Genomic DNA, 18,730 nt, shown 5'->3' with positions numbered 1-18,730 from the left:
CGCCGGTGCTTCCGGCTTGAGCATTTCGTTGGCGGGTTCAGAACGTCACGCTTGTGACCCGAAGCGGGACGCAGGTGGCGTATTACCAACAGGCCGGGACCAGGCCGATTCGTCAGCAAAGCGCACGCCGCACGGGCGACGCGACGGCACACATAGGCCGGGCGATGCGCCGACGATGGTCAGGCGGCTTTCTTGCAGTTTGCGGAAGAGTAGCTACCGGACAGCGGCTATTCATTGCCCACCCGCGCAAGCCCACCATATGAGCCTGACTCATTTGGTGGGCTTTCTTCATGAAACTGCATCTCATCGGCGCTGCACTTGCCGCTAGTGGCTTCGCACTCTCCGTCTCGGGAACGGGTAACGAAGCTGATGAAGCTCGGATTGCAGACCAATCCGGACGTGGAGAAGCGACTCCCGCATTACACCGGCATGCTCGGCGAGCCGTCGAAATAATTTAGCTCCGTGGGCGCCGGAATCTTCTGGCGCTAGAGGGGGCATTTGCCTTCAACTAACGAGGATGTGGACATTGAATAATCAAGACAAGCGTACCCTGCAGCTGCAAGTCGTATCAGACGTAATTTGTCCCTGGTGTTTCATTGGAAAGCGCAGCCTTGACCAGGCGCTGAAGATTCTGGCCGCGCAGGGCGTGGACGTCGAGATCGAATGGCTTCCCTACCAGCTCAACCCGACCATGCCAGCAGAAGGGATGGACAGAAAGGAATTCCGCACGGGACGGTTTGGCTGGGATAACGCACTTGCCATGGATGCGCGGGCGGTAGCGGCCGGTCGTACCGCGGGAGCTGAGTTCAACTATCAACTCCAGAGCCGCACCCCCAACACGTTGGCGGCCCATGCGCTCATTCGACTGGCTCGCTCTGAGGGTGGCGCAGCGATGCAAGGACGCGTGGTCGAAGCCTTGTTCGCCGCCTATTTCACCCTCGGCAAGGACATCGGCGACGATGCCGTACTCGAACGCATCGCCGAAGAAGCGGGAATGGGGCCGGATGCTGTGCAGCGATCGGTTTCAAGTCGCAACGGAGTCATGAAACTCGACGCCGAGATCAAATCGTTGGGCTTGAGCGGCGTGCCCAGCTACCTCCAGGACGGCAAGTTGTTGTTCAGTGGCTCGCAGGACGTCGATGGCTATGTAAGGCTCCTCACAAGCGCGGCAAAAGTCGTCGCATGAGTTAGTACCTACATTTGCTGTTGCCTAGGTTATCGATGCGACTGGCAGCTCCGGAAACGGACTGCCAGTGATAGTCGCTCCTTAAGGCCATCAACGCTATCCAGCGTGGGCTGCTCAATCAAATTGCGATTGTCTTACCTCTCTGGACGCTGTTGTCCAGAGGTACTCAGGTAATGCGAGCGCGCTCAAGGGGCGCTCTGTGACTTGGTACAGTCGTTCCAGGTATTGAACGCTTGATCTCGACTAAAACGCTGGAGTAGATCGATTTGGCCGCGCTGGTTGATCAATGCCACTGCCACACCGGCCAAGTACGTTGGCCGCTGATTGCTTCTCTGGAGCACCCTGCGTCACACCTTTAAACAGTCATCGCAGGCGGCAATGGGTTGTTGTATGTCCGGATAGTTCAGATCGGAGCGCGCCACTTCGCTCTACAACAGCACTTGTCGCGTGCGAGCAAGGTATCGGTGAACTTCGTCCTCGGTCTTGGTATCGACCATATACACCGGCCGTTTCCCATTTGGACAAAGCAGCCGTGGTGTCGTACCGAATAAGCGACAGATCAGTGGGCGTTCACCGTAGACCTCACAGCCATGCTTGCCCAGGTACGGGCAGCTCAGTTCAGCCAGAGCGGCCGCATGTTCGGCCTCTGTCTTGACAGGCAATCGCGCCACCTCTTCCGAGGATGCCGTTACCGGGCCACAACAGTCATGGCAGCCGACGATGCAGGTGAACGACGGGATGCGCTGACGCAGCGCCTCAATTTTCCGATTATTGGGAGTCACAACACACTGGCCCTCTGCGAAAAACTCTTTTCAAAATGGGTTGCACGACATCATGCGGGGCTATCCCTGGCACCTGTCGTTGCGTCGACTCGTTGACGTGACCCACCTGCGGTCCTTATCGATGCCCGCAGGTGGGCAACGCCAGCGCCGAGTTCAGACGCCGCCGGAATGGTGGTCGGCCATGACCGAAATCCGCACTGTGCCTCTCGCACTCATTGCTTCAATCATTGCCATGCCGCTCATCGCCGCTCCACCATCACATGGTCACGGTGGCGATCGTGATCATGTTTCCAGTACGCCGATGAAGCATCGTGCGCACGGTGACGCCCGTGCCGGCGAAAGCCAAGGCGGCCAGGATGGCTGATGAGAAGGTCGGGCAGGCGGTGCGCGATGTTTTGCGCGACAAGTCGCCCGGCAAAGGGCTCAGCCAGACCAACGGTAAGGATCACTAAGTTGGTGACCCTTAAACATCCCAACCAAGTCAGTCGCGATGGCTTTGACGCCGGCCATATGGCGGACGATGTGTTCGACAGGTATCCCTTCAGGACAAGCTGACGCTCAGGCCTTTTTCAGAAAGCAGACCTTGAGCACCAACCCCTTGATCTTGTCGGAGTTGCCTTCGATGTGCTCGGGATCGCCATCGACCAGGCGAATATTGCGAATCACCGTGCCCTGTTTGAGCGGGATGGAGGAACCCTTGACCTTCAGGTCCTTGATCACCACGACCGAATCGCCGCTGTTGAGCACATTGCCATTGACATCGCGCACGACGACATCGGCTTCTTTGGCTTGTGCTGCGATCTGCGGCCAATCGTGTCCGCAATCGGGGCAGATGAAGTTGTCGCCATCCGGATAAGTGTTTTCCCCGCCGCAGGGCGGGCAGGCGGGGATGTCAGGTGTTGTCATGGGTACGTACCAAGTCTCGATAGGAAGCTATAGGGGTCGATGGGCGCAATGACCGCAAGAGTCACGGGGTGTCCGGCCGACGGACGTAGAAATTTCTTGGTGAAGCACTATTGCCACTCGTAGGACGCTGCTCGTACGAAGTGAGTGCGCGCGATCAAACTCAGCCACGGGTGTGTGCTTGTCAGCGCTTGGTTCGCCGCCTCGCTGCCGTCGAACAGGTCTCGTCCTTGCCAATGAACGGCGCTGCAGACGTCGGCCCAGATGCCTCGAACCACGACGCGGTCTGCCTCGGACAAGCCTTCATGGGTCAACACGGATTCCAGGAAACGCCAAGGCTTTGACCAATCAGCGAGGCCTTCAACAACAGTGAGGATGTTCGATTTGGACATCGGGCAGGGTTCGGTGGATCTCGTCTGAGCGGACTTGGTTTGGGTGGGTCGCGAACACGTTCACCTGTCTGATCCACTCGCCATCAAGGCGTGGGTGGGCGCAGTTGCCTCAGGCACTGCTCGAGTTCGACCAGCCCCACCGGTTTGGTCAAGGTCACTTCACTCGTGAGCTTGGCCCCTTCCCATCGATCAACCAGTGCATCGCGTTCGCTAAGCAGTACGACCGGAATGCCACAACGGTGAAGCACCATCATCACCTGCCTGGATTCACCGTACGGAAGGTGCGCATCGACGATTGCTGCGCGGGGTGTCACTTTGAGCAAAACATTGACCATCGACTCAAAGCCCGCCGAAACATGGACCGTATAGCCACTCTGTCGCAGATCGCGCTCAAGGGCGGTGCGAAAGGCAGCATCGTCATCGATGATCAGAACCGGCATGTACTTCTCAAGTCATGAGCGGCAACACCGCGCTCCTGGGAACCTGATAGCCGCCCAGAGCGGGTGCGCTCATTGGTTAACGACGTCGCCTGGATGAACCATTCGAATGAAAGCGCGACGACGGCACGAGGAGCCCTCGCACTGTTTCGAACAGCGGGCTGGCCACGGTCGGCTCATGCAGGTGCCTGCCCACGGCGCATGCTGCAAGTTGGGCCATTTCCAGGGGAAGCGGGGCATCGCCTCCCGGCCAGACGGTCAGCGCCATGCCTTCGACGCGTGCTGCACTATCTAGATGCGGCAACACCTCGCCGTAGACCTGGCGCTGGATCTCCGTAGTAGATGGAGCCTGCTCTGATGCAATCAGAACGCGGCATCGGACCTGGTTGGCGTTCTTGAGGTGGGTGCTGTACGCATCCAGGCTTTCGGAAAACAGGTCGCGATAGCGCAAGGTCTCCGGTCCCGGCGGTTGATTCGAGCCGACCTCCACCACCGCGGCTGCAAAACGGATGGGCAGGCGCCGAATCAAGGTGGCCAGCGTGCTTTCCGCGGCAGCGGCATCCCGCTCCAGGGTGCGGCTCAACTGGGGTGCTACCTGATGGATCCAGGACGTGTCCTTGGGGGCGGTCAGGGCCGCCGTGTCTCCGCGCAGATTTCTCAGCGCCGCACAGGACTGGGCAAGCATGCCCCACGCTGCCGAAACCGTCGGCCAGCACAGGAGCTGCACGAAGACCTGTTTCCCCTGAGCCGCGCCGGCGTATTCGCCCATGAACGCCATCTGCTCCGGGCGCAGGCCGGTGAACTGCTGCGCGGGTCCCGGTGGCGCCGCGATGGCTGATTCCTTGCCGAGGGTGCGAGGCCGGTTACTTGCCGCTCGCATGACCGCTCCCCGTGCGCTCCCCAAACGGTTGCTCCGGCATGGTTTGGTCCTCCGCATGCCACGGCTGACCGGTCGTGCGCTCGATGTAGTCACGGATCAGTCGGCGAACGACCTGCGACGGTGTCGCGTCCTCGGCCGCACACAGGCGCTCGAAGACGGCCTTTTTGCGAGGGTCGATCAGGATGGTCAACCGGGCGGTGCGGTTTTCAATCGTCATGGGGTACTCACATGGGATGTGTATGACATGATAATACCATGATCATCCAGGTCACCGTCCGGAGGGTGTGATGGGCATGAGCAAGGGCCGCCTGTACGGTCGTTTGTTTGTTCCGAAACTCTTCACGGTGCTGCGGGAAGGTTATGGCTGGCACGACCTCCGGGATGACACCGTCGCCGGGTTGACGGTCGCCATCGTGGCGTTGCCACTGGCCATGGCGCTTGCAATCGCCAGTGGCGCCACCCCGGAAAAAGGGCTTTACACCGCCATCATCGCGGGCTTTCTGATCTCGGCGCTCGGCGGCTCACGCGTGCAGATCGGCGGCCCAACGGCAGCCTTCATCCCGGTCGTGTTCGTCGTCATCCAGCGGTTCGGCTTTGGTGGCCTGATTTTGTGCACGCTGTTGGCGGGACTGATGTTGATCGGCGCCGGCCTGCTGCGACTGGGTACCCTGATGAAATACATGCCCCAGCCGGTCATCACCGGTTTCACGGCGGGCATTGCGGTTAGCATTTTCTCCAGCCAGGTGAAAGATGCCCTTGGCCTGACCATGCCTGCCGTGCCGATCGATTTTCTCGAGCGATGGGTGGCTTATACCCACTACCTGCCTACGGCACGCCCGGCCGCCATGGCCCTCACGGTGGGTGGGTTGCTGGTGATCGTGATCGTCCGCCGCTGGCAACCGACGTGGCCCAGCTTTCTCATGGCCCTGATTTTGTGCACGGTCGTGAGCGTGGGTTTCGCACTGCCGGCAGAAACGATCGGCAGTCGCTTCGGCGGGTTGCCCTCCGATTTGCCGCTGTTCCACATGCCGGACATTCCCTTCGCGCGGACGCGCGAATTACTGCCCAGCTCGTTCACCATCGCCTTCCTGGCGGGCGTGGAATCCCTGCTGTCGGCGGTGGTGGCAGATGGAATGATCGGTGCGAGGCATCGATCCAATGGTGAGCTGGTGGCGCAGGGCATCGCCAATGTCAGTTCGGCGCTGTTCGGCGGCCTGCCTGCGACGGGCGCCATCGCCCGCACGGCCACCAATATCCGCGCCGGCGGTCGCAGCCCTGTCGCGGGCATGATTCATGCCGTCTTTCTGCTGATCTTCATGCTGGCCTTGGCACCGCTGATGAAATTCGTGCCGTTGGCCGCACTGGCGGCCGTGTTGCTGGTAGTGGCCTGGAACATGAGCGAGATCGAGCAATTTCGCCATACCTTGTCTGCCCCAAAGGGGGATGGGTTGGTTCTCTTGCTCACGTTTGGTCTGACCGTGTTCTTTGACCTTACCGTCGCGATTGAGGCGGGTCTGGTGGTTTCGGCGTTCGTCTTCATGTTCCGCATGGCCGATGCGGTCGAAGTCAGCGCCGGGATCAAGCTGTTGGAGGAAAACGGCGACACTGCTGACGACACCTCGCAACGGGCAAAACTCCCACCCGGTGTCGAGGTATTCCAGATCAGTGGCCCCTTGTTCTTCGGGACGGCGAACCGATTGGATGAACTGCTCGATCAGTTTCAGAAGCAACCCAAGGTATTCATTCTCCGCATGCGCCTCGTCCCCATCATGGATGCCAGCGGTGTTCATGCGCTCAAAGTCCTGCTGGAACGCTGTCGCCGCCATGGCATCGTGCTGATCATCTCGGGGCTGCAATCTCAACCGCAGCGAGTGGTCCGGCAAATGGCCGTGTACCCACGCGAAGGAGAACTCTATTTTGCTGAGCACTATGAGGCGGCCTTGGCTCTATCGCGACGACTCGCAGAACTACCACGCGATGTGATCGAGAAATGACTCGCCTTGCTGCCAAGGCTCCCACATCAGCGCCTTCGGATTGTTTGTACAGGTGCCTTGGACAACACTCCTTCCGCTTGCGCGTCTATAGCGTGCTGCGTTCACCAGCTGAAATCGCAACCCAAAGCAGACATCATCAATATTTCTTCCCCGAGTCGGTCTTCTAGCGGTGTGAAGAAGGCACATGTCTGTATACAGGTCTACAAAAACCGGCAACGAGTCCGCGCGGGTGGTGTCACGCCCAACGCCCTTCAACAAGCCTCACGGCGCGACTGGCAAGTGTCTTTATTTCGGGGGCGGTCAAGGTCCGTCTCAGTCGAGCCCTTGATGAGCCAGCCACGCTGCATGGTCGGCAGGTGTGTCAATGTCGAAGGCGGCTGAGGGAAGGTCGTGAGCATCGACGCGGTCGCCATAGTGTTCGAGTAATCGCCGGGCGCCGTTGGTTCCTTGCAGCGAGGCCAGCTCGTCGAAGTAGGCACGCGGGAACAGGCAGGGTGGTCCAAGGTGGCCTTCGAATCGCGCGGCCTGGATGCGCCCGGGTGCAGAGACATGTGCTTCTGCCAAGCCTTTTAGGTCCGTGGCCCTGATGCCTGGTTGGTCCGCCAGCAGCACCAGTAGTGCATGCGGCATGACTTCCATCGCCATGGCGGTTTTGACACCAATCGCCAGTGAACTGCCCATGCCGGATGTCCAGTCAGGGTTCTCGGTGAGATGCACCGGCAAGCCGGCGAGGCATGGCTTGACCGCGTCTGCATGGGCACCGGTCACCACGATCACCGGTGAGAGACCGGCGTCGAGCGCAGCCAAGGCAGCACGGCGCACCATGGGCATGCCTTCGATGGGTAGGGCCTGCTTGGCCGCCCCGAAGCGGCTGGCGTTTCCCGCGGCGAGCAACACGGCGGCTACGCGCTGCCCGTGGCCATTCATGGATGTATCGAGGTTTGTGACTGGGACAAGGGACCGCCGTCTCTGCCGTTGCGCACTGCCAGGATTTCCGCGGCGACCGACAGGGCAATTTCATGCGGCGTTTCCGAGCCAACGTCCAGCCCCGCGGGAGCATGCAGCCGTGCCTGGGTCTGGGGAAAAGCCTCGCGCACTCGTGCCGTTCGCTGACGCGATCCAATCACGCCGAGGTAGCCCACCGGCGTCTCCAGCAAAGCTTCGAGGTAGGCCAGATCACGCTCCAGTCGGTGCGTCATAACGACGGCAGACGTCGCATTGTCCAGTGCTATTTGCCCGGTGAGTGCCCGTGGCGAAGCGTTGATGCGGCGAATGCCATCGCACGCATCAATGGTCTCGTGCGTGTAGTCGACCAAGGTGGTTTGCCAGCCCAGTCGCACCGACAATTCGGCGAGTGAGCGGGCGCTGGCACCGTCGCCAACGATGACTAGTGCGTGCAGCGGGTGCTGCGATTCGACGAGGACCTCGTAGCGTTTCCCGTAGACGGCCACGTGCCGGGTGATCGCCGCGTTCGCTGGTGTCGCCCGGATCGGGAGCAGCTCGGTGGCTATCCGATCGCGAAAAGTCGGATCTTCGATATTGCTCCAGTGGATGCCATCGCCCTGTACCAACCGAAGCGGACGGGGGGCGAGTACTTGCCCATCTACCGCATAAACAGTGGCCATGGCACCGGCGACACGGTGCGCATGCATGTGCGCGACGGTTTCAAGGAAGGCCAGGTCACCCGGCTCTCGCAGCGGTTCGATGAGTACTTCCAGCTCGCCGCCGCAGCCCGTTTCAAGCATGACGTCCAGGTTGGCATGGCGCCCGTACTCCACCAATGCCGGCTGACCACTTTGGATGACCCCTTGCGCACGAAGCGCGATGTCCCGTTGCGGGCAGCCCCCCGACAGCTCGCACACCATGCGCCCGTCGCGCAGCACGAGCATGCTCGCACCCGGACGGCGGAAAGTGGACCCGCGAGTCTGCGTGATGGTGACCAGTGCCGCACCACCCTGGCCCGATCCCAGGTTTAGCGCCCGGGCTGCGCGGTAAAGCGGGTCGAACTCTTGGACGACGTTCATGAATCGAGGCCAAGGAGGGTCCGGGTGTCATGTTCGGTCATAACGCCCAACCAATGCCAGCGCCTGCCGCCAGCGTCGATCGGGCCCGCGGTGGGCTCGGAAGGTTGTGTTCTCTGTAAGACCGCCACGTCTTCACTTGCCTTTCCTTTCTGCAGGAGGAAAATTTGGCAGTGTTTTCACACGGCCCGAAGTACTTCGCGCGGTGATGACAACACGTTAATCGCATCTGGCCTCGGTTCGCGGATCCACGGTCCGAGCGAGCCGCGACGACACGACCTCGCAGGGAGATCCGCATGATCGTGCTTTCCATCAATGGTCAGGAAACGCAGGTTGATGTTCCCGATGACATGCCGCTGTTGTGGGTGTTGCGTGATGTCATTGGCTTGACCGGCACCAAGTTCGGATGTGGCATTGCGCAGTGCGGTGCGTGCACCGTGCATTTGGACGGCCAGCCGGTTCGATCCTGTGTATTGCCGGTGAGCGGTGCGATAAACAAGAAGATCACGACCATCGAAGGTATTGGCGCCACGGATGTCGGCAAGCGCGTGCAGCAAGCATGGCTTGGCATCGAAGTGGCGCAGTGTGGCTACTGCCAATCGGGCCAGATCATGTCGGCAGCTGCGCTGCTCACGCAGACGCCGCAACCGACCGATGCGGACATCGATACGGCCATGTCCGGCAACCTGTGCCGTTGCGGAACCTACGTTCGCATACGCGCAGCTATTAAGCAGGCTGCTACCGGGCAAATCACGTTGCCGCAGACCATCGTTTGAGCCATTGCGATGAAGTTGATGGTACGCAGTTGCATGCATCGGACACCGATCGAGAGGACGTCATGACGATTCGCGTTAACCATGATCTGGACGACACCGGTCTGCAGAATCCTTCCCGCCGTGAGCTGATCAAGCGCGGTGGTCTGGTGGTTGCCTTCATGTACTTGAGTGGCCCCATGCGTGCCTGGGGGCTGGCGGACACCGCGCGTATCGATCAGGGTCAGCCGCTTTTCGCGCCCAATGCCTATGTGCGCATCGGCAACGATGGCAGTGTGCAGCTGGTCATGCCGAGCATCGAGATGGGGCAGGGCGCATATACGGGCCAGGCCACATTGCTCGCCGAAGAGCTTGACGTGGGTCTCGACCAGATCACCGTCGACCACGCACCTCCCAACCGCAAGCTTTACAGCAACCCTCTGTTAGGCGATCAGGCGACGGGCGGTTCGACCACCATCCGTTATTGCTGGTCCACCCTGAGAAACGCGGGCGCCGTCGCGCGCTACATGTTGGTGAGTGCCGCGGCTCAGCGTTGGAAGGTGGACTCCACGCAATGCACGGTCGCGCGCGGCGTGGTTACCCACACGCCAACCGGCCGCACGCTCCGTTATGGCGATCTGGCCGATGCGGCAGCGCGCGTGACGCCTCCTGACAAGGCGTCGCTGAAAGACCCCAAGGATTTCCAGCTCATCGGCAAGCCGCTGCGTCGCGTCGACACACCCGGGAAAGTAGACGGCAGCTTGCCCTTCGGCATCGACATACGCGTACCAGGCATGAAAGTGGCCACGGTGCAGGCCTGCCCCACGTTTGGCGGGCGGCTGGCCTCGGTGGACGATACGCGCGCTCGCGCCGTGCCCGGGGTGCTCAAGGTGGTGGAGCTGGACAACGCGGTGGCGGTGATCGGTGAGCATTTCTGGGCGGCCAAACAAGGTCTGGACGCGCTGGATATTCGCTGGGATCGCGGTGCCAACGGCGGCTTTACTACGGAGCAGCTGTTCAAGGACCTGGCCCAGGCATCCGAGCATGGCACGCCGATCGTGGCACGTGACGTCGGACATGTGGATGGCGTGAGTGGCAAGCTCGTTTCCGCCACCTATCAATTGCCGATGCTCGCGCATGCCACGATGGAGCCGATCAACACGGTGGTCCATGTACGGCCTGACGCATGCGAAATCTGGGTCGGCTCGCAGGTGCCTGCGCGGTGTGTCGATGTCGCTACCAAGATCACCGGCCTGCCGGCCGAGCGCATCATCGTGCACAACCAGTACATGGGTGGTGGCTTTGGGCGGCGCCTGTTCGAGGATTCCGTTGAGCAGGCCGTCGCCATCGCCAAGCAGGTGGACTATCCCGTCAAGGTGATCTGGACCCGCGAGGAAGACATCGCGCAGGACCGCTACCGTCCTGCCTATTACGACCGTATCTCCGCGACACTTGACGGTCAGGGCAAGCCGGTGGCGTGGACTCATCGCACCACAGGCGCTTCGGTGTTGGCGACATTCGCTCCGCCGGCCATGGGCAAGAACGGGCTCGATCCGGACTTGGTGGAGTGCGCGGCGGATCTTCCCTACGAAGTGCCAAACATGCGCGTGGAATGGGTGCGGCATGACATGCCCGCCGGCCTGGCGGTCGGTTGGTGGCGTGGTGTGGGGCCAACGCATACCGTGTTTGTCGTCGAAAGCTTTGTCGATGAGCTTGCGCATGCTGCAGGCAAAGACCCTGTTGCCTATAGAAAATCGATGCTCGGCGACCATCCACGTGCCTTGGCCGTATTGGAGTTGGCCACGCAGAAAGCGGGTTGGGGGCAGGGCACGCTGCCGCCGCGACACGGGCGAGGCGTCGCCCTGGCCGCACCGTTTGGCAGCTACCTGTGTGTAGTGGTGGACGTGGAGGTGTCGCCGCAAGGCGAGATCCGCCTGCTGCGCGCGGTGACCGCCGTTGATTGCGGCATGGTGGTCAACCCGAACACCGTGGAGGCGCAGATTCAGGGCGGACTGGTGTTTGGCTGGAGCGCGGCGCTCTACAGCGGCATCACCCTGAAGGAAGGCGCAGTGGAGCAGCGCAACTTCAATGACTATCGCGTGATGCGACTCAACCAGATGCCGTCCATGGAGGTCCACATTGTCCCCAGTAATGAGCAGCCCGGTGGCATTGGCGAAACCGCTACCGTCATGTCCATGCCTAGCTTGTTGAACGCCATCTTCGCGGCCACAGGCGTGCGAGTAAGGACCTTGCCGATCGACACGTCGGCGCTGGTGTCGGACAGCAATGCGCGCAAGGCCGTCTTGTCCGCAGCGACGCCGTCGGAAGCCCCCAGCGATGTTGCCCCAGTTGCGAGGATGCCCGTATGAAGATCGGTCGCCTCATCGGTGTGCTCGTCATCCTGATCGTGCTGGCTGTACTTGGTTTCAGCGCCTACGCCTTGCTCACCGTGCGCAACGGTGGCAACGATCAGGCCCTTCAACCAGCCAGCGCCGGTGCCCCGGCCAGCATCACCACCGCGTTGGCGCGCGGCGAATACCTCACGCGCGCAGCCGATTGCGCTGCATGCCACACGGTGCCTGGTGGCCAGGCCTTCGCCGGTGGCGTGGCTTTCAAGCTGCCTATGGGGACCATCTATTCCACCAACATCACCGCCGATCAAGAGACGGGCATTGGGACCTGGAGCGACGACGATTTCGTGCGCGCCTTGCATGCGGGCGTGAACAAAGCAGGCCAGCCGCTATATCCCGCCTTTCCTTACACGTCCTATACGGCGCTCAGTCGCGAGGACATTCTGGCCATCAAGACCTATTTGTTTAGCCTTCCCCCGGTTCACGCGCCGGCGCAGTCCAACGACCTGTCGTTCCCTTATAACCAGCGTTGGACCCTCAGTCTCTGGAATGCGTTGTTCCTCAAGAAGCAGCGTTTTGCGCAAGAGCAGGGCAAATCCGAAGCATGGAATCGCGGCGCCTACCTGGCCACAGCGCTTGGTCATTGCAGCGAATGCCACACGCCAAGAAACAGCGCCTTTGCGGTGAAAACCGCCGAGGATCTTGCCGGCGCCGAGCTGCAGGGCTGGACGGCCTACAACATAACCGCGGACAAGGATCACGGCATCGGCGCATGGAGTGACCAGGAGCTGGCCGAGTACCTGGCCAAAGGACACGCCGCAGGGCGCGGCACGGCTTCCGGCCCCATGGGCGAAGTGATCGAAAACAGCCTGCAATACCTGACGCCGGAGGACATATCCGCCCTGATCGCTTACCTGCGCGACGTGAAGCCACAGCAGGGCGGCGTTGCACTTCCGGCGGTGGCGGCCACGGGTAGTGGATCGGCAAAAGGTACGGCTGGCCTCGGCGAACAATTGTTCGTGGGCGCTTGCGCGGGTTGTCATCTAGACAACGGGCAGGGACGCCAATCCGACTATGCATCACTCGCTGGCATCCGCTCCGTGAGAGATCCTCAGGCGACCAACCTCACCCAGGTGATCCTGCATGGATCTCAGCTGCGCGTGGGTGCTCAACATGTCTTTATGCCATCGTTCGGTCGCGCGTATTCAGACGCCGAAATTGCCGCCTTGTCCAACTACGTCGTCAATCATTTCAGCGGGCAGCATGGCGCGCTTAGCGCGGAAGACGTCGCGAAGCGCCGATGAAGCGTGTGCACCCGTGCCGCTTACCTCGCCGGGTACGCGCTCGGCCTGTTTGATAAGGTCTTCTCACTCACCGAACTCTGCAGGCTCAAAGGCGAGTTGAAGTCGTCACCTGTGGATTCCGGCGCGCTTGCTTAGCGCCACCGCCTGGGTCCCATAACGGTTCTGATGCTCAAGAAGTTTTTTGGCTTTCATAGCCAAGGCGCTGTCGCAGCCGCGGCGCGGCAAAGTCCAGGAATGCACGCAACTTCAACGGTACGTGGCGCTGCCTTGGATACACCAGGCTGGCAGGCATGGGTGTTGGTTCGAAAGCTTGCAGCAGCCGTACCAACGCGCCGGACTTCAATGGATCGGCGACCTGGTCTGACAGGACGCGGGCAATGCCGGCATCGGCGATCGCGGCAATGACCGCAGCTTCTGCCGAATTCACAGTGAGGCGCGACGCCACCTGGATGATTTGAGTCGTTTGTTCAAAGCGAAACTCCCACTTATCTGCGGCCGAGTAACCCTCGTAGGTAATGCATTCGTGTGCGACGAGATCGCTTGGTTCTTTTGGAACGCCGTGCGATGCCAGGTAGGCAGGGCTGGCGCAAAGCACGCGACTCAGGAGTGCGATGCGGGTGGCGATGATGTCGCTATCCGGAAGCTCTCCCAGACGGACGGCGACATCGACATGTTCCTCGAGCAGGTTGGTCACGCGATCACTCAACTGGATACGGGCGTGGATCTCCGGATAAGCCTGGAGAAACTCAACCAACACGGGGACAACATGGTGGCGACCGACGACTTGAGGCGCACTGATGACCAGCTCTCCCTGAGGTACTCGATATTCGCCCGCTGCCGTGCGCTCGACTTCCACGAGATCTTCCAGGATGCGCCGACATGAGGCGACGTACTCGCGGCCCGCATCGGTCAGGGTGAGCTTTCGTGTGCCTCGCAGCACAAGGCGGACGCGAAGGTGTTCCTCCAATTCCGATACACGACGACTAACCGTGGCCAACGGAATGCGCAGTTGGCGACTGGCTGCGGAAAGGCTGCCTGTGTCTACCGCCGCCAGGAGAATTCTCATGGCTTCAAGTCGGTCCATAGCCTCTCACCGGTGGAAGGGCGCCTACCAAATTTACCGGCTAGTGGGTGGATCCGGAAGGGTCTAATTTCTCGCCCACACCCGGCCAGCCCATGAAGTCACGGTTCCTGGCCGCGACCGGCAAATCTGGCGATACGCCATCCAACAGCACGAATTATTGAGAAATCTGTCATGACCAAGATCGAGAAAGTCATCTTCATGGGCAAGACCCACACCAAAGTCAACCATGAGCCGAGCGCTCAGCATGGTGAGTACGGTGTCGTCGACAGCGCAGTGACTGTATCGATGCCGACATACAGGTCAACTAACGAGGCACTGGCTTATTTGGAAGCAGGCCGCGTGAAGGGCAAAGTCGTCGTCAACATCGAGTGAGCCTGCTTTTCCCACCCTCGGAGTTTCTTATGAAAATTGAGAACGCAACCGTCCTTGTCACCGGAGCCAACCGCGGGATTGGTTTGGCATTTACACGCGAGTTGCTCGCTCGCGGCGCCCGCAAGGTCTATGCCGGCGCACGTGACCCTTCAACCATCACGCAATCCGGTGTTCAGCCCCTGCGACTCGATGTCACCAATGCAGAGGACGTGGCGGCCGCCGCAGAACTGGCGTCGGATGTGACGCTGGTAATCAACAATGCTGGCATCACGGAGCTCGGGGGCTTTCTTGCAGCAGACAGCGAAGACGTCACGCGACGCATCTTCGAGACCAACTTTTTTGCCATGTTGCTCACGAGCAAAGCCTTCGCGCCAATTCTCAAGGCCAACGGCGGTGGTGCCTTGCTCAATGTGCTGTCTGTTGCCTCGTGGGTGAACAGTGGCGCGATGGCCGCCTATGCAGCGAGCAAGGCTGCCGCGTGGTCGCTCACCAACGCCCTGCGCATCGAACTGGCGGCGCAGAAGACGCAGGTGCTCGGACTGCATATGGGCTTTGTCGATACCGACCTCGCGAGCGCATTCGATGCCCCGAAGTCCAGCGCGGAGGAAATCGTCAAACGCGCGCTTGACGGACTCGAATCGGGCCTGGATGAGGTGCTTGCTGATGAACGCACCCTGCAAGTGAAGCAAAGCATGGCGTCGGCCAGACCCAGCTACCTGCCGCAGACCTCCTGAAGCCGGCATTCGATCGCCAGGTCTGGTCTCTGTCGACAACAGGTTTTCGAACCATCTGCACCTACTGAGAAATCGTTATGCTTTTCGAACCACTCACGACCACTTCGATTCAGCTCGCCAATCGCACCGTTATGGCGCCGATGACGCGCAATCGCGCCGTCGACGCCAACACACCCAATGGGCTGATGGCTGAATACTACGGTCAGCGTGCTTCGGCAGGCCTGATCATCGCTGAGGGCACGTCACCTTCACCCAACGGCCTGGGCTACGCACGGATTCCCGGACTCTTCAATGATGCGCAGGCGAGTGCGTGGAAAAAGGTTACCGACGTAGTCCACGCTAAAGGCGGCAAGATCTTCGTACAGCTCATGCACACAGGCCGCGTGTCACATGTGGCGAACCTGCCTATGGGCGCCGAAGTGCTCGGTCCGGTGGCCAGTGCGTGTCCCGGCGAGATGTACACCGACTCGCAGGGCATGCAGCCGCGCAGCGCCCCGCGAGCGATGAGCGAGACCGACATTGCTCATACCGTCGATGAATATGCGAAGTCAGCTCAACTCGCCATCGAGGCGGGATTCGACGGTGTCGAGTTGCATGCCGCGAACGGCTACTTGATCGAGCAATTCCTCAACGCTAACGTGAATCAGCGCACTGACGCCTACGGTGGCAGCATCCATGGCCGTAATCGCTTCGCACTTGAGGTCGTTCGCGCCACCGCCGCCGCCATTGGTGCCCACCGCGTCGGGATCCGTCTGTCGCCCTATGGCGTGTTCAACAGTACGGGCGCGTTCCCCGACGTCGAGGCTCAATACTTGGCACTCACTCAGGAGCTGTCGAGGCTGGGCTTGCTGTACGTCCATGTGCTGGATCACTCGGCCATGGATTCGTATATGGGCGCGCCTCCAGTGCCTGCCGAATTCAAGTTACAGCTTCGCGCTGCGTTCAAGGGCCTGTTTATCCTTGCAGGCGGCTTCGATCGCGCAAGTGCAGAAGGTGCGCTCAAGGCGGGTCACGCAGATCTCATCGCTTTCGCGCGCTCGTTCCTCGCCAATCCCGACTTGGTGGAACGAATGCGGACGAATGAAACACTGAATGCTGTAGACATGGCAACGCTCTATACCCAGGGCCCAAAGGGTTACACCGACTATCCGATACGTGCGACTTGATTTGCCGCTTCGCCGCGGAACGTCGCCCTTTTGGCAACCCCGTGAGGGGGACTCCGCTGCGCGGGGCGCCGACCTTGCCAAAGCCAGTTCACCGATCGATTCACCGAGCGGGCAGGGCGTTAGGGAAGGTCTGAACAACCCAGCGAGAAACCATCCGATTGGTGTCAAGTCATCTCGGGCGACAACGACGCCGAAATCGGAAATCCAGGGCGACGATCAGTCGGGCTGCTTATCCGTGTCATCGTCGTCGGCCTGCCCGATGCAACGACGACCGCTTCACCCGGCTCACGGCACACTACTAGCCCCGACATTCGGGCCTTGGTTCCATTCACCGCCTTTGTTGTGGCCACCAAGGGCCGCGTTGTAGCGTCAAGTCGTTGGAGGTTTCGAATGAGCAGCGCAGCAGTCACGCCCCAGCATGCACAGGGCGTGGACATGAAGCTGGAGGTTGTCGTCATCCCAGTTTCGGACGTTGACCGTGCCAAGCGCTTCTACGCCGACCTGGGGTGGCGGCTGGATGCTGACTTCGCCTCGGATGATGGCTACTTCCGCGTCGTCCAGTTCACGCCATTCGGTTCCCAGTGTTCGGTCATTTTTGGCAAAAACGTTACGGCGGCCAGATCAGGTTCCGCCCAGGGCCTGTACTTGATCGTCTCCGACGTAGAGGCGGCCCGCAAGGAACTGGTCGATCGCGGCGTGGAGATAAGCGACGTATTCCACGGCGCCGCTGGCGTTCACGCCGGCACGGACGAGCCCTACCTGTTCGGGCGAGCTCGTGTTAACGGTCCAGACCTGGAGCGCAGCAGCTACCGTTCGTTCGCTTCCTTCAGTGATCCGGACGGTAACGGCTGGCTGTTTCAGGAGATCACCCGGCGACTGCCCGGGCGCGTGGCTGCAGACGCCACATTCACCTCTTCAAAGGACCTCGCCGCTGCGCTGCGACGGGCCGCGGCCGCGCATGGCGAGCATGAAAAACGGAACGGAGGCCAGCACGATGAGAATTGGCCTGATTGGTACGCCGAGTACCTCATAAGCGAGCAGGCGGGTAAGGACCTACCCACGTGAGAATCGTGTTGAATGCCGCGAGCTCAATATGTAGGAGTCGGTCGAGCGGTACGACTTCCGCTCGACGTCGGGCGCTACCCCCATCTGCGAACTGACCTGCCAAGGAGATGGGTGGCAAGCGTTGTTTCATCGCGGCGCGACGCATTCAGGGCCGCATCCCTACCAAGACTTTGAAAAGGCGAAGGCACACATCCTGCGCTACCTGCGGCCGCGAGAGGACAGCTTGTACGGCAAGCCGGTGACTTATGCCGCCGTGAACAGCGCACCGGCGACTGGGCAGGGGCAGTCCATCGTTACCCACCATCCGCGCCGTGCCCGTCGCCAGAGGCCTCGGTTGTGATGCACGCCTGCGACCATTTGCAGGTAAGGGTGCGCCAGCCAAGGAGCGGCAAACAAGAAGGCGCCGCCATGCCGACGCCGTGCTCGGCGCGCTGCGCCAGCAAAACCAGTCTTTGCGCGCCGAGCAGTCCGATCGTCGTGTGTTCGCTGACCGGCTGACGCGGGGCATCTGGAAACGGCATAAAGCGTGCCAGCCCCATCCTGAGATCTATGCTACATTTTTGGTCCAGACAACGGAGGCACCCCCCGTTGTCTGCAAGGAGATTTTCGAGCCACGACCCCCATTCAACGGGCGGTATGTCCAGCCAAATTTCCCGGGAGCGCAAGCGATGCCAATGACTCGCCGCGAGTTCATCAAGTTCACAGGCTTGGGACTGGCTGTATCCAGTCTCGGCATGTTGGGCTTCGGAGCCTCAGGAGTGGCGCAAGCCGCCGCCGTACGGCCCTTCAAGCTTGCCCACGCCACTGAAACGCGCAACACCTGCACGTACTGCTCAGTCGCCTGCGGCATTCTTATCTACAGCTTGGGGGATCGCGCCAAGAATGCGCTTTCCAACATCATCCATATTGAAGGTGATCCCGATCATCCTGTGAATCGGGGCACGCTGTGCCCGAAGGGTGCGGCGCTGCTCGACATTGTGCATGCGCCCACGCGATTGAAAACACCGCGTTATCGTCCGCCGGGCGGCACCGAGTTCAAGGACGTCTCCTGGGACTTCGCACTGGATCGCATCGCCCGACTGATGAAGGACGATCGCGACAAGAATTTCATCGCGAAGAATGCCGCTGGCGACACCGTCAATCGCTGGACCAGCGTTGGCATGCTGGCGGCCTCGGCGTCGTCCAGTGAAACCTCCTACCTCACGTGGAAGGTGGTTCGCTCGCTCGGCATGGTGGTGTTCGACAACCAGGCGCGTGTCTGACACGGACCGACGGTGGCCAGTCTGGCCCCATCATTCGGTCGCGGT

19 protein-coding genes and 1 pseudogene are annotated in these 18,730 nt (G+C 60.9%); 11 read left to right on the top strand and 9 right to left on the bottom strand.

Features of this window, described 5'->3' with window-relative positions:
- The first annotated feature begins 526 nt into the window (after positions 1 to 526).
- Entirely contained in the window at positions 527 to 1,186 is a 660-nt protein-coding gene (locus tag AC3CBN_RS15135; RefSeq protein WP_488633831.1) for a DsbA family oxidoreductase, read from the top strand.
- Between the two features lie 428 nt (positions 1,187 to 1,614).
- On the opposite strand, the gene AC3CBN_RS15130 is transcribed toward AC3CBN_RS15135, so the two are convergent.
- Complete coding sequence (locus AC3CBN_RS15130; RefSeq protein WP_488636742.1) at positions 1,615 to 1,857, bottom strand: hypothetical protein; 243 nt, start codon at positions 1,855 to 1,857, stop codon at positions 1,615 to 1,617.
- Positions 1,858 to 2,279: 422 nt separating this feature from the next.
- On the opposite strand from AC3CBN_RS15130, the gene AC3CBN_RS15125 reads away from it, so the two are divergent.
- Positions 2,280 to 2,420 (top strand): hypothetical protein, encoded by a 141-nt coding sequence (locus tag AC3CBN_RS15125; RefSeq protein ID WP_488633830.1) that lies wholly within the window; start codon positions 2,280 to 2,282, stop codon positions 2,418 to 2,420.
- A gap of 106 nt (positions 2,421 to 2,526) precedes the next feature.
- On the opposite strand, the gene AC3CBN_RS15120 is transcribed toward AC3CBN_RS15125, so the two are convergent.
- The 4 genes from AC3CBN_RS15120 to AC3CBN_RS15105 all read right to left on the bottom strand — a co-directional run bounded on the left by AC3CBN_RS15120 (position 2,527) and on the right by AC3CBN_RS15105 (position 4,797).
- Positions 2,527 to 2,874: a zinc ribbon domain-containing protein YjdM gene (locus tag AC3CBN_RS15120; RefSeq protein WP_488633829.1), complete on the bottom strand. Its 348-nt coding sequence runs from the start codon at positions 2,872 to 2,874 to the stop codon at positions 2,527 to 2,529.
- A 472-nt stretch (positions 2,875 to 3,346) separates the two neighbouring features.
- Positions 3,347 to 3,703, bottom strand: a complete 357-nt coding sequence (locus AC3CBN_RS15115) for a response regulator (RefSeq protein ID WP_488633828.1) — start codon at positions 3,701 to 3,703, stop codon at positions 3,347 to 3,349.
- A 76-nt stretch (positions 3,704 to 3,779) separates the two neighbouring features.
- A complete protein-coding gene (locus AC3CBN_RS15110; RefSeq protein WP_488633827.1) occupies positions 3,780 to 4,580 on the bottom strand; it encodes a hypothetical protein in 801 nt (266 codons plus the stop codon).
- The gene (locus AC3CBN_RS15105) at positions 4,564 to 4,797 is read right to left on the bottom strand and encodes a CopG family transcriptional regulator (RefSeq protein ID WP_488633826.1); all 234 of its coding nucleotides are present in this window, start codon (positions 4,795 to 4,797) and stop codon (positions 4,564 to 4,566) included. Before AC3CBN_RS15105 ends, AC3CBN_RS15110 begins: the two co-directional genes overlap by 17 nt.
- 76 nt (positions 4,798 to 4,873) lie before the next feature.
- Between AC3CBN_RS15105 and AC3CBN_RS15100 the strand changes: the two genes are divergently transcribed.
- Positions 4,874 to 6,574: a SulP family inorganic anion transporter gene (locus tag AC3CBN_RS15100; protein ID WP_488633825.1), complete on the top strand. Its 1,701-nt coding sequence runs from the start codon at positions 4,874 to 4,876 to the stop codon at positions 6,572 to 6,574.
- 312 nt (positions 6,575 to 6,886) lie between these two features.
- Here the strand turns inward: AC3CBN_RS15100 and AC3CBN_RS15095 are convergent, their stop codons facing one another.
- Positions 6,887 to 7,501 (bottom strand): nucleotidyltransferase family protein, encoded by a 615-nt coding sequence (locus AC3CBN_RS15095; RefSeq protein ID WP_488633824.1) that lies wholly within the window; start codon positions 7,499 to 7,501, stop codon positions 6,887 to 6,889.
- Complete coding sequence (locus AC3CBN_RS15090) at positions 7,498 to 8,598, bottom strand: XdhC family protein (protein WP_488633823.1); 1,101 nt, start codon at positions 8,596 to 8,598, stop codon at positions 7,498 to 7,500. Before AC3CBN_RS15090 ends, AC3CBN_RS15095 begins: the two co-directional genes overlap by 4 nt.
- A gap of 293 nt (positions 8,599 to 8,891) precedes the next feature.
- On the opposite strand from AC3CBN_RS15090, the gene AC3CBN_RS15085 reads away from it, so the two are divergent.
- The 3 genes from AC3CBN_RS15085 (at position 8,892) to AC3CBN_RS15075 (ending at position 13,002) form a co-directional block, all read left to right on the top strand.
- Complete coding sequence (locus AC3CBN_RS15085; protein WP_488633822.1) at positions 8,892 to 9,371, top strand: (2Fe-2S)-binding protein; 480 nt, start codon at positions 8,892 to 8,894, stop codon at positions 9,369 to 9,371.
- 62 nt (positions 9,372 to 9,433) lie between these two features.
- Positions 9,434 to 11,716: a xanthine dehydrogenase family protein molybdopterin-binding subunit gene (locus tag AC3CBN_RS15080; RefSeq protein WP_488633821.1), complete on the top strand. Its 2,283-nt coding sequence runs from the start codon at positions 9,434 to 9,436 to the stop codon at positions 11,714 to 11,716.
- On the top strand, positions 11,713 to 13,002 hold the full coding sequence (locus AC3CBN_RS15075; RefSeq protein ID WP_488633820.1) for a c-type cytochrome: 1,290 nt from the start codon (positions 11,713 to 11,715) through the stop codon (positions 13,000 to 13,002). The genes AC3CBN_RS15080 and AC3CBN_RS15075 overlap by 4 nt, the downstream gene beginning before the upstream one ends.
- Before the next feature lie 169 nt (positions 13,003 to 13,171).
- Here the strand turns inward: AC3CBN_RS15075 and AC3CBN_RS15070 are convergent, their stop codons facing one another.
- Together AC3CBN_RS15070 and AC3CBN_RS15065 are read right to left on the bottom strand one after the other, a co-directional pair.
- Positions 13,172 to 13,858 (bottom strand): LysR substrate-binding domain-containing protein, encoded by a 687-nt coding sequence (locus AC3CBN_RS15070; protein ID WP_488636741.1) that lies wholly within the window; start codon positions 13,856 to 13,858, stop codon positions 13,172 to 13,174.
- Between the two features lie 99 nt (positions 13,859 to 13,957).
- A pseudogene (locus AC3CBN_RS15065) lies at positions 13,958 to 14,068 on the bottom strand (helix-turn-helix domain-containing protein); the annotation flags it as partial.
- Between the two features lie 189 nt (positions 14,069 to 14,257).
- Here AC3CBN_RS15065 and AC3CBN_RS15060 point away from each other — a divergent pair.
- The 5 genes from AC3CBN_RS15060 to AC3CBN_RS15040 all read left to right on the top strand — a co-directional run bounded on the left by AC3CBN_RS15060 (position 14,258) and on the right by AC3CBN_RS15040 (position 18,685).
- Entirely contained in the window at positions 14,258 to 14,458 is a 201-nt protein-coding gene (locus AC3CBN_RS15060; RefSeq protein WP_488633819.1) for a hypothetical protein, read from the top strand.
- A complete protein-coding gene (locus tag AC3CBN_RS15055) occupies positions 14,455 to 15,192 on the top strand; it encodes an SDR family oxidoreductase (RefSeq protein ID WP_488633818.1) in 738 nt (245 codons plus the stop codon). The genes AC3CBN_RS15060 and AC3CBN_RS15055 overlap by 4 nt, the downstream gene beginning before the upstream one ends.
- A gap of 77 nt (positions 15,193 to 15,269) precedes the next feature.
- A complete protein-coding gene (locus AC3CBN_RS15050) occupies positions 15,270 to 16,358 on the top strand; it encodes an alkene reductase (protein ID WP_488633817.1) in 1,089 nt (362 codons plus the stop codon).
- 390 nt (positions 16,359 to 16,748) lie between these two features.
- A complete protein-coding gene (locus AC3CBN_RS15045; RefSeq protein WP_488633816.1) occupies positions 16,749 to 17,423 on the top strand; it encodes a VOC family protein in 675 nt (224 codons plus the stop codon).
- A gap of 419 nt (positions 17,424 to 17,842) precedes the next feature.
- A complete protein-coding gene (locus AC3CBN_RS15040) occupies positions 17,843 to 18,685 on the top strand; it encodes a hypothetical protein (RefSeq protein ID WP_488633815.1) in 843 nt (280 codons plus the stop codon).
- Positions 18,686 to 18,730: the final 45 nt, after the last annotated feature.

The sequence above is a fragment of the Dyella sp. OK584 genome, from assembly GCF_057787755.1.
The sequence above is the reverse complement of the archived record's forward strand: the minus strand, read 5'-3'. Positions and strand labels throughout refer to the sequence as shown.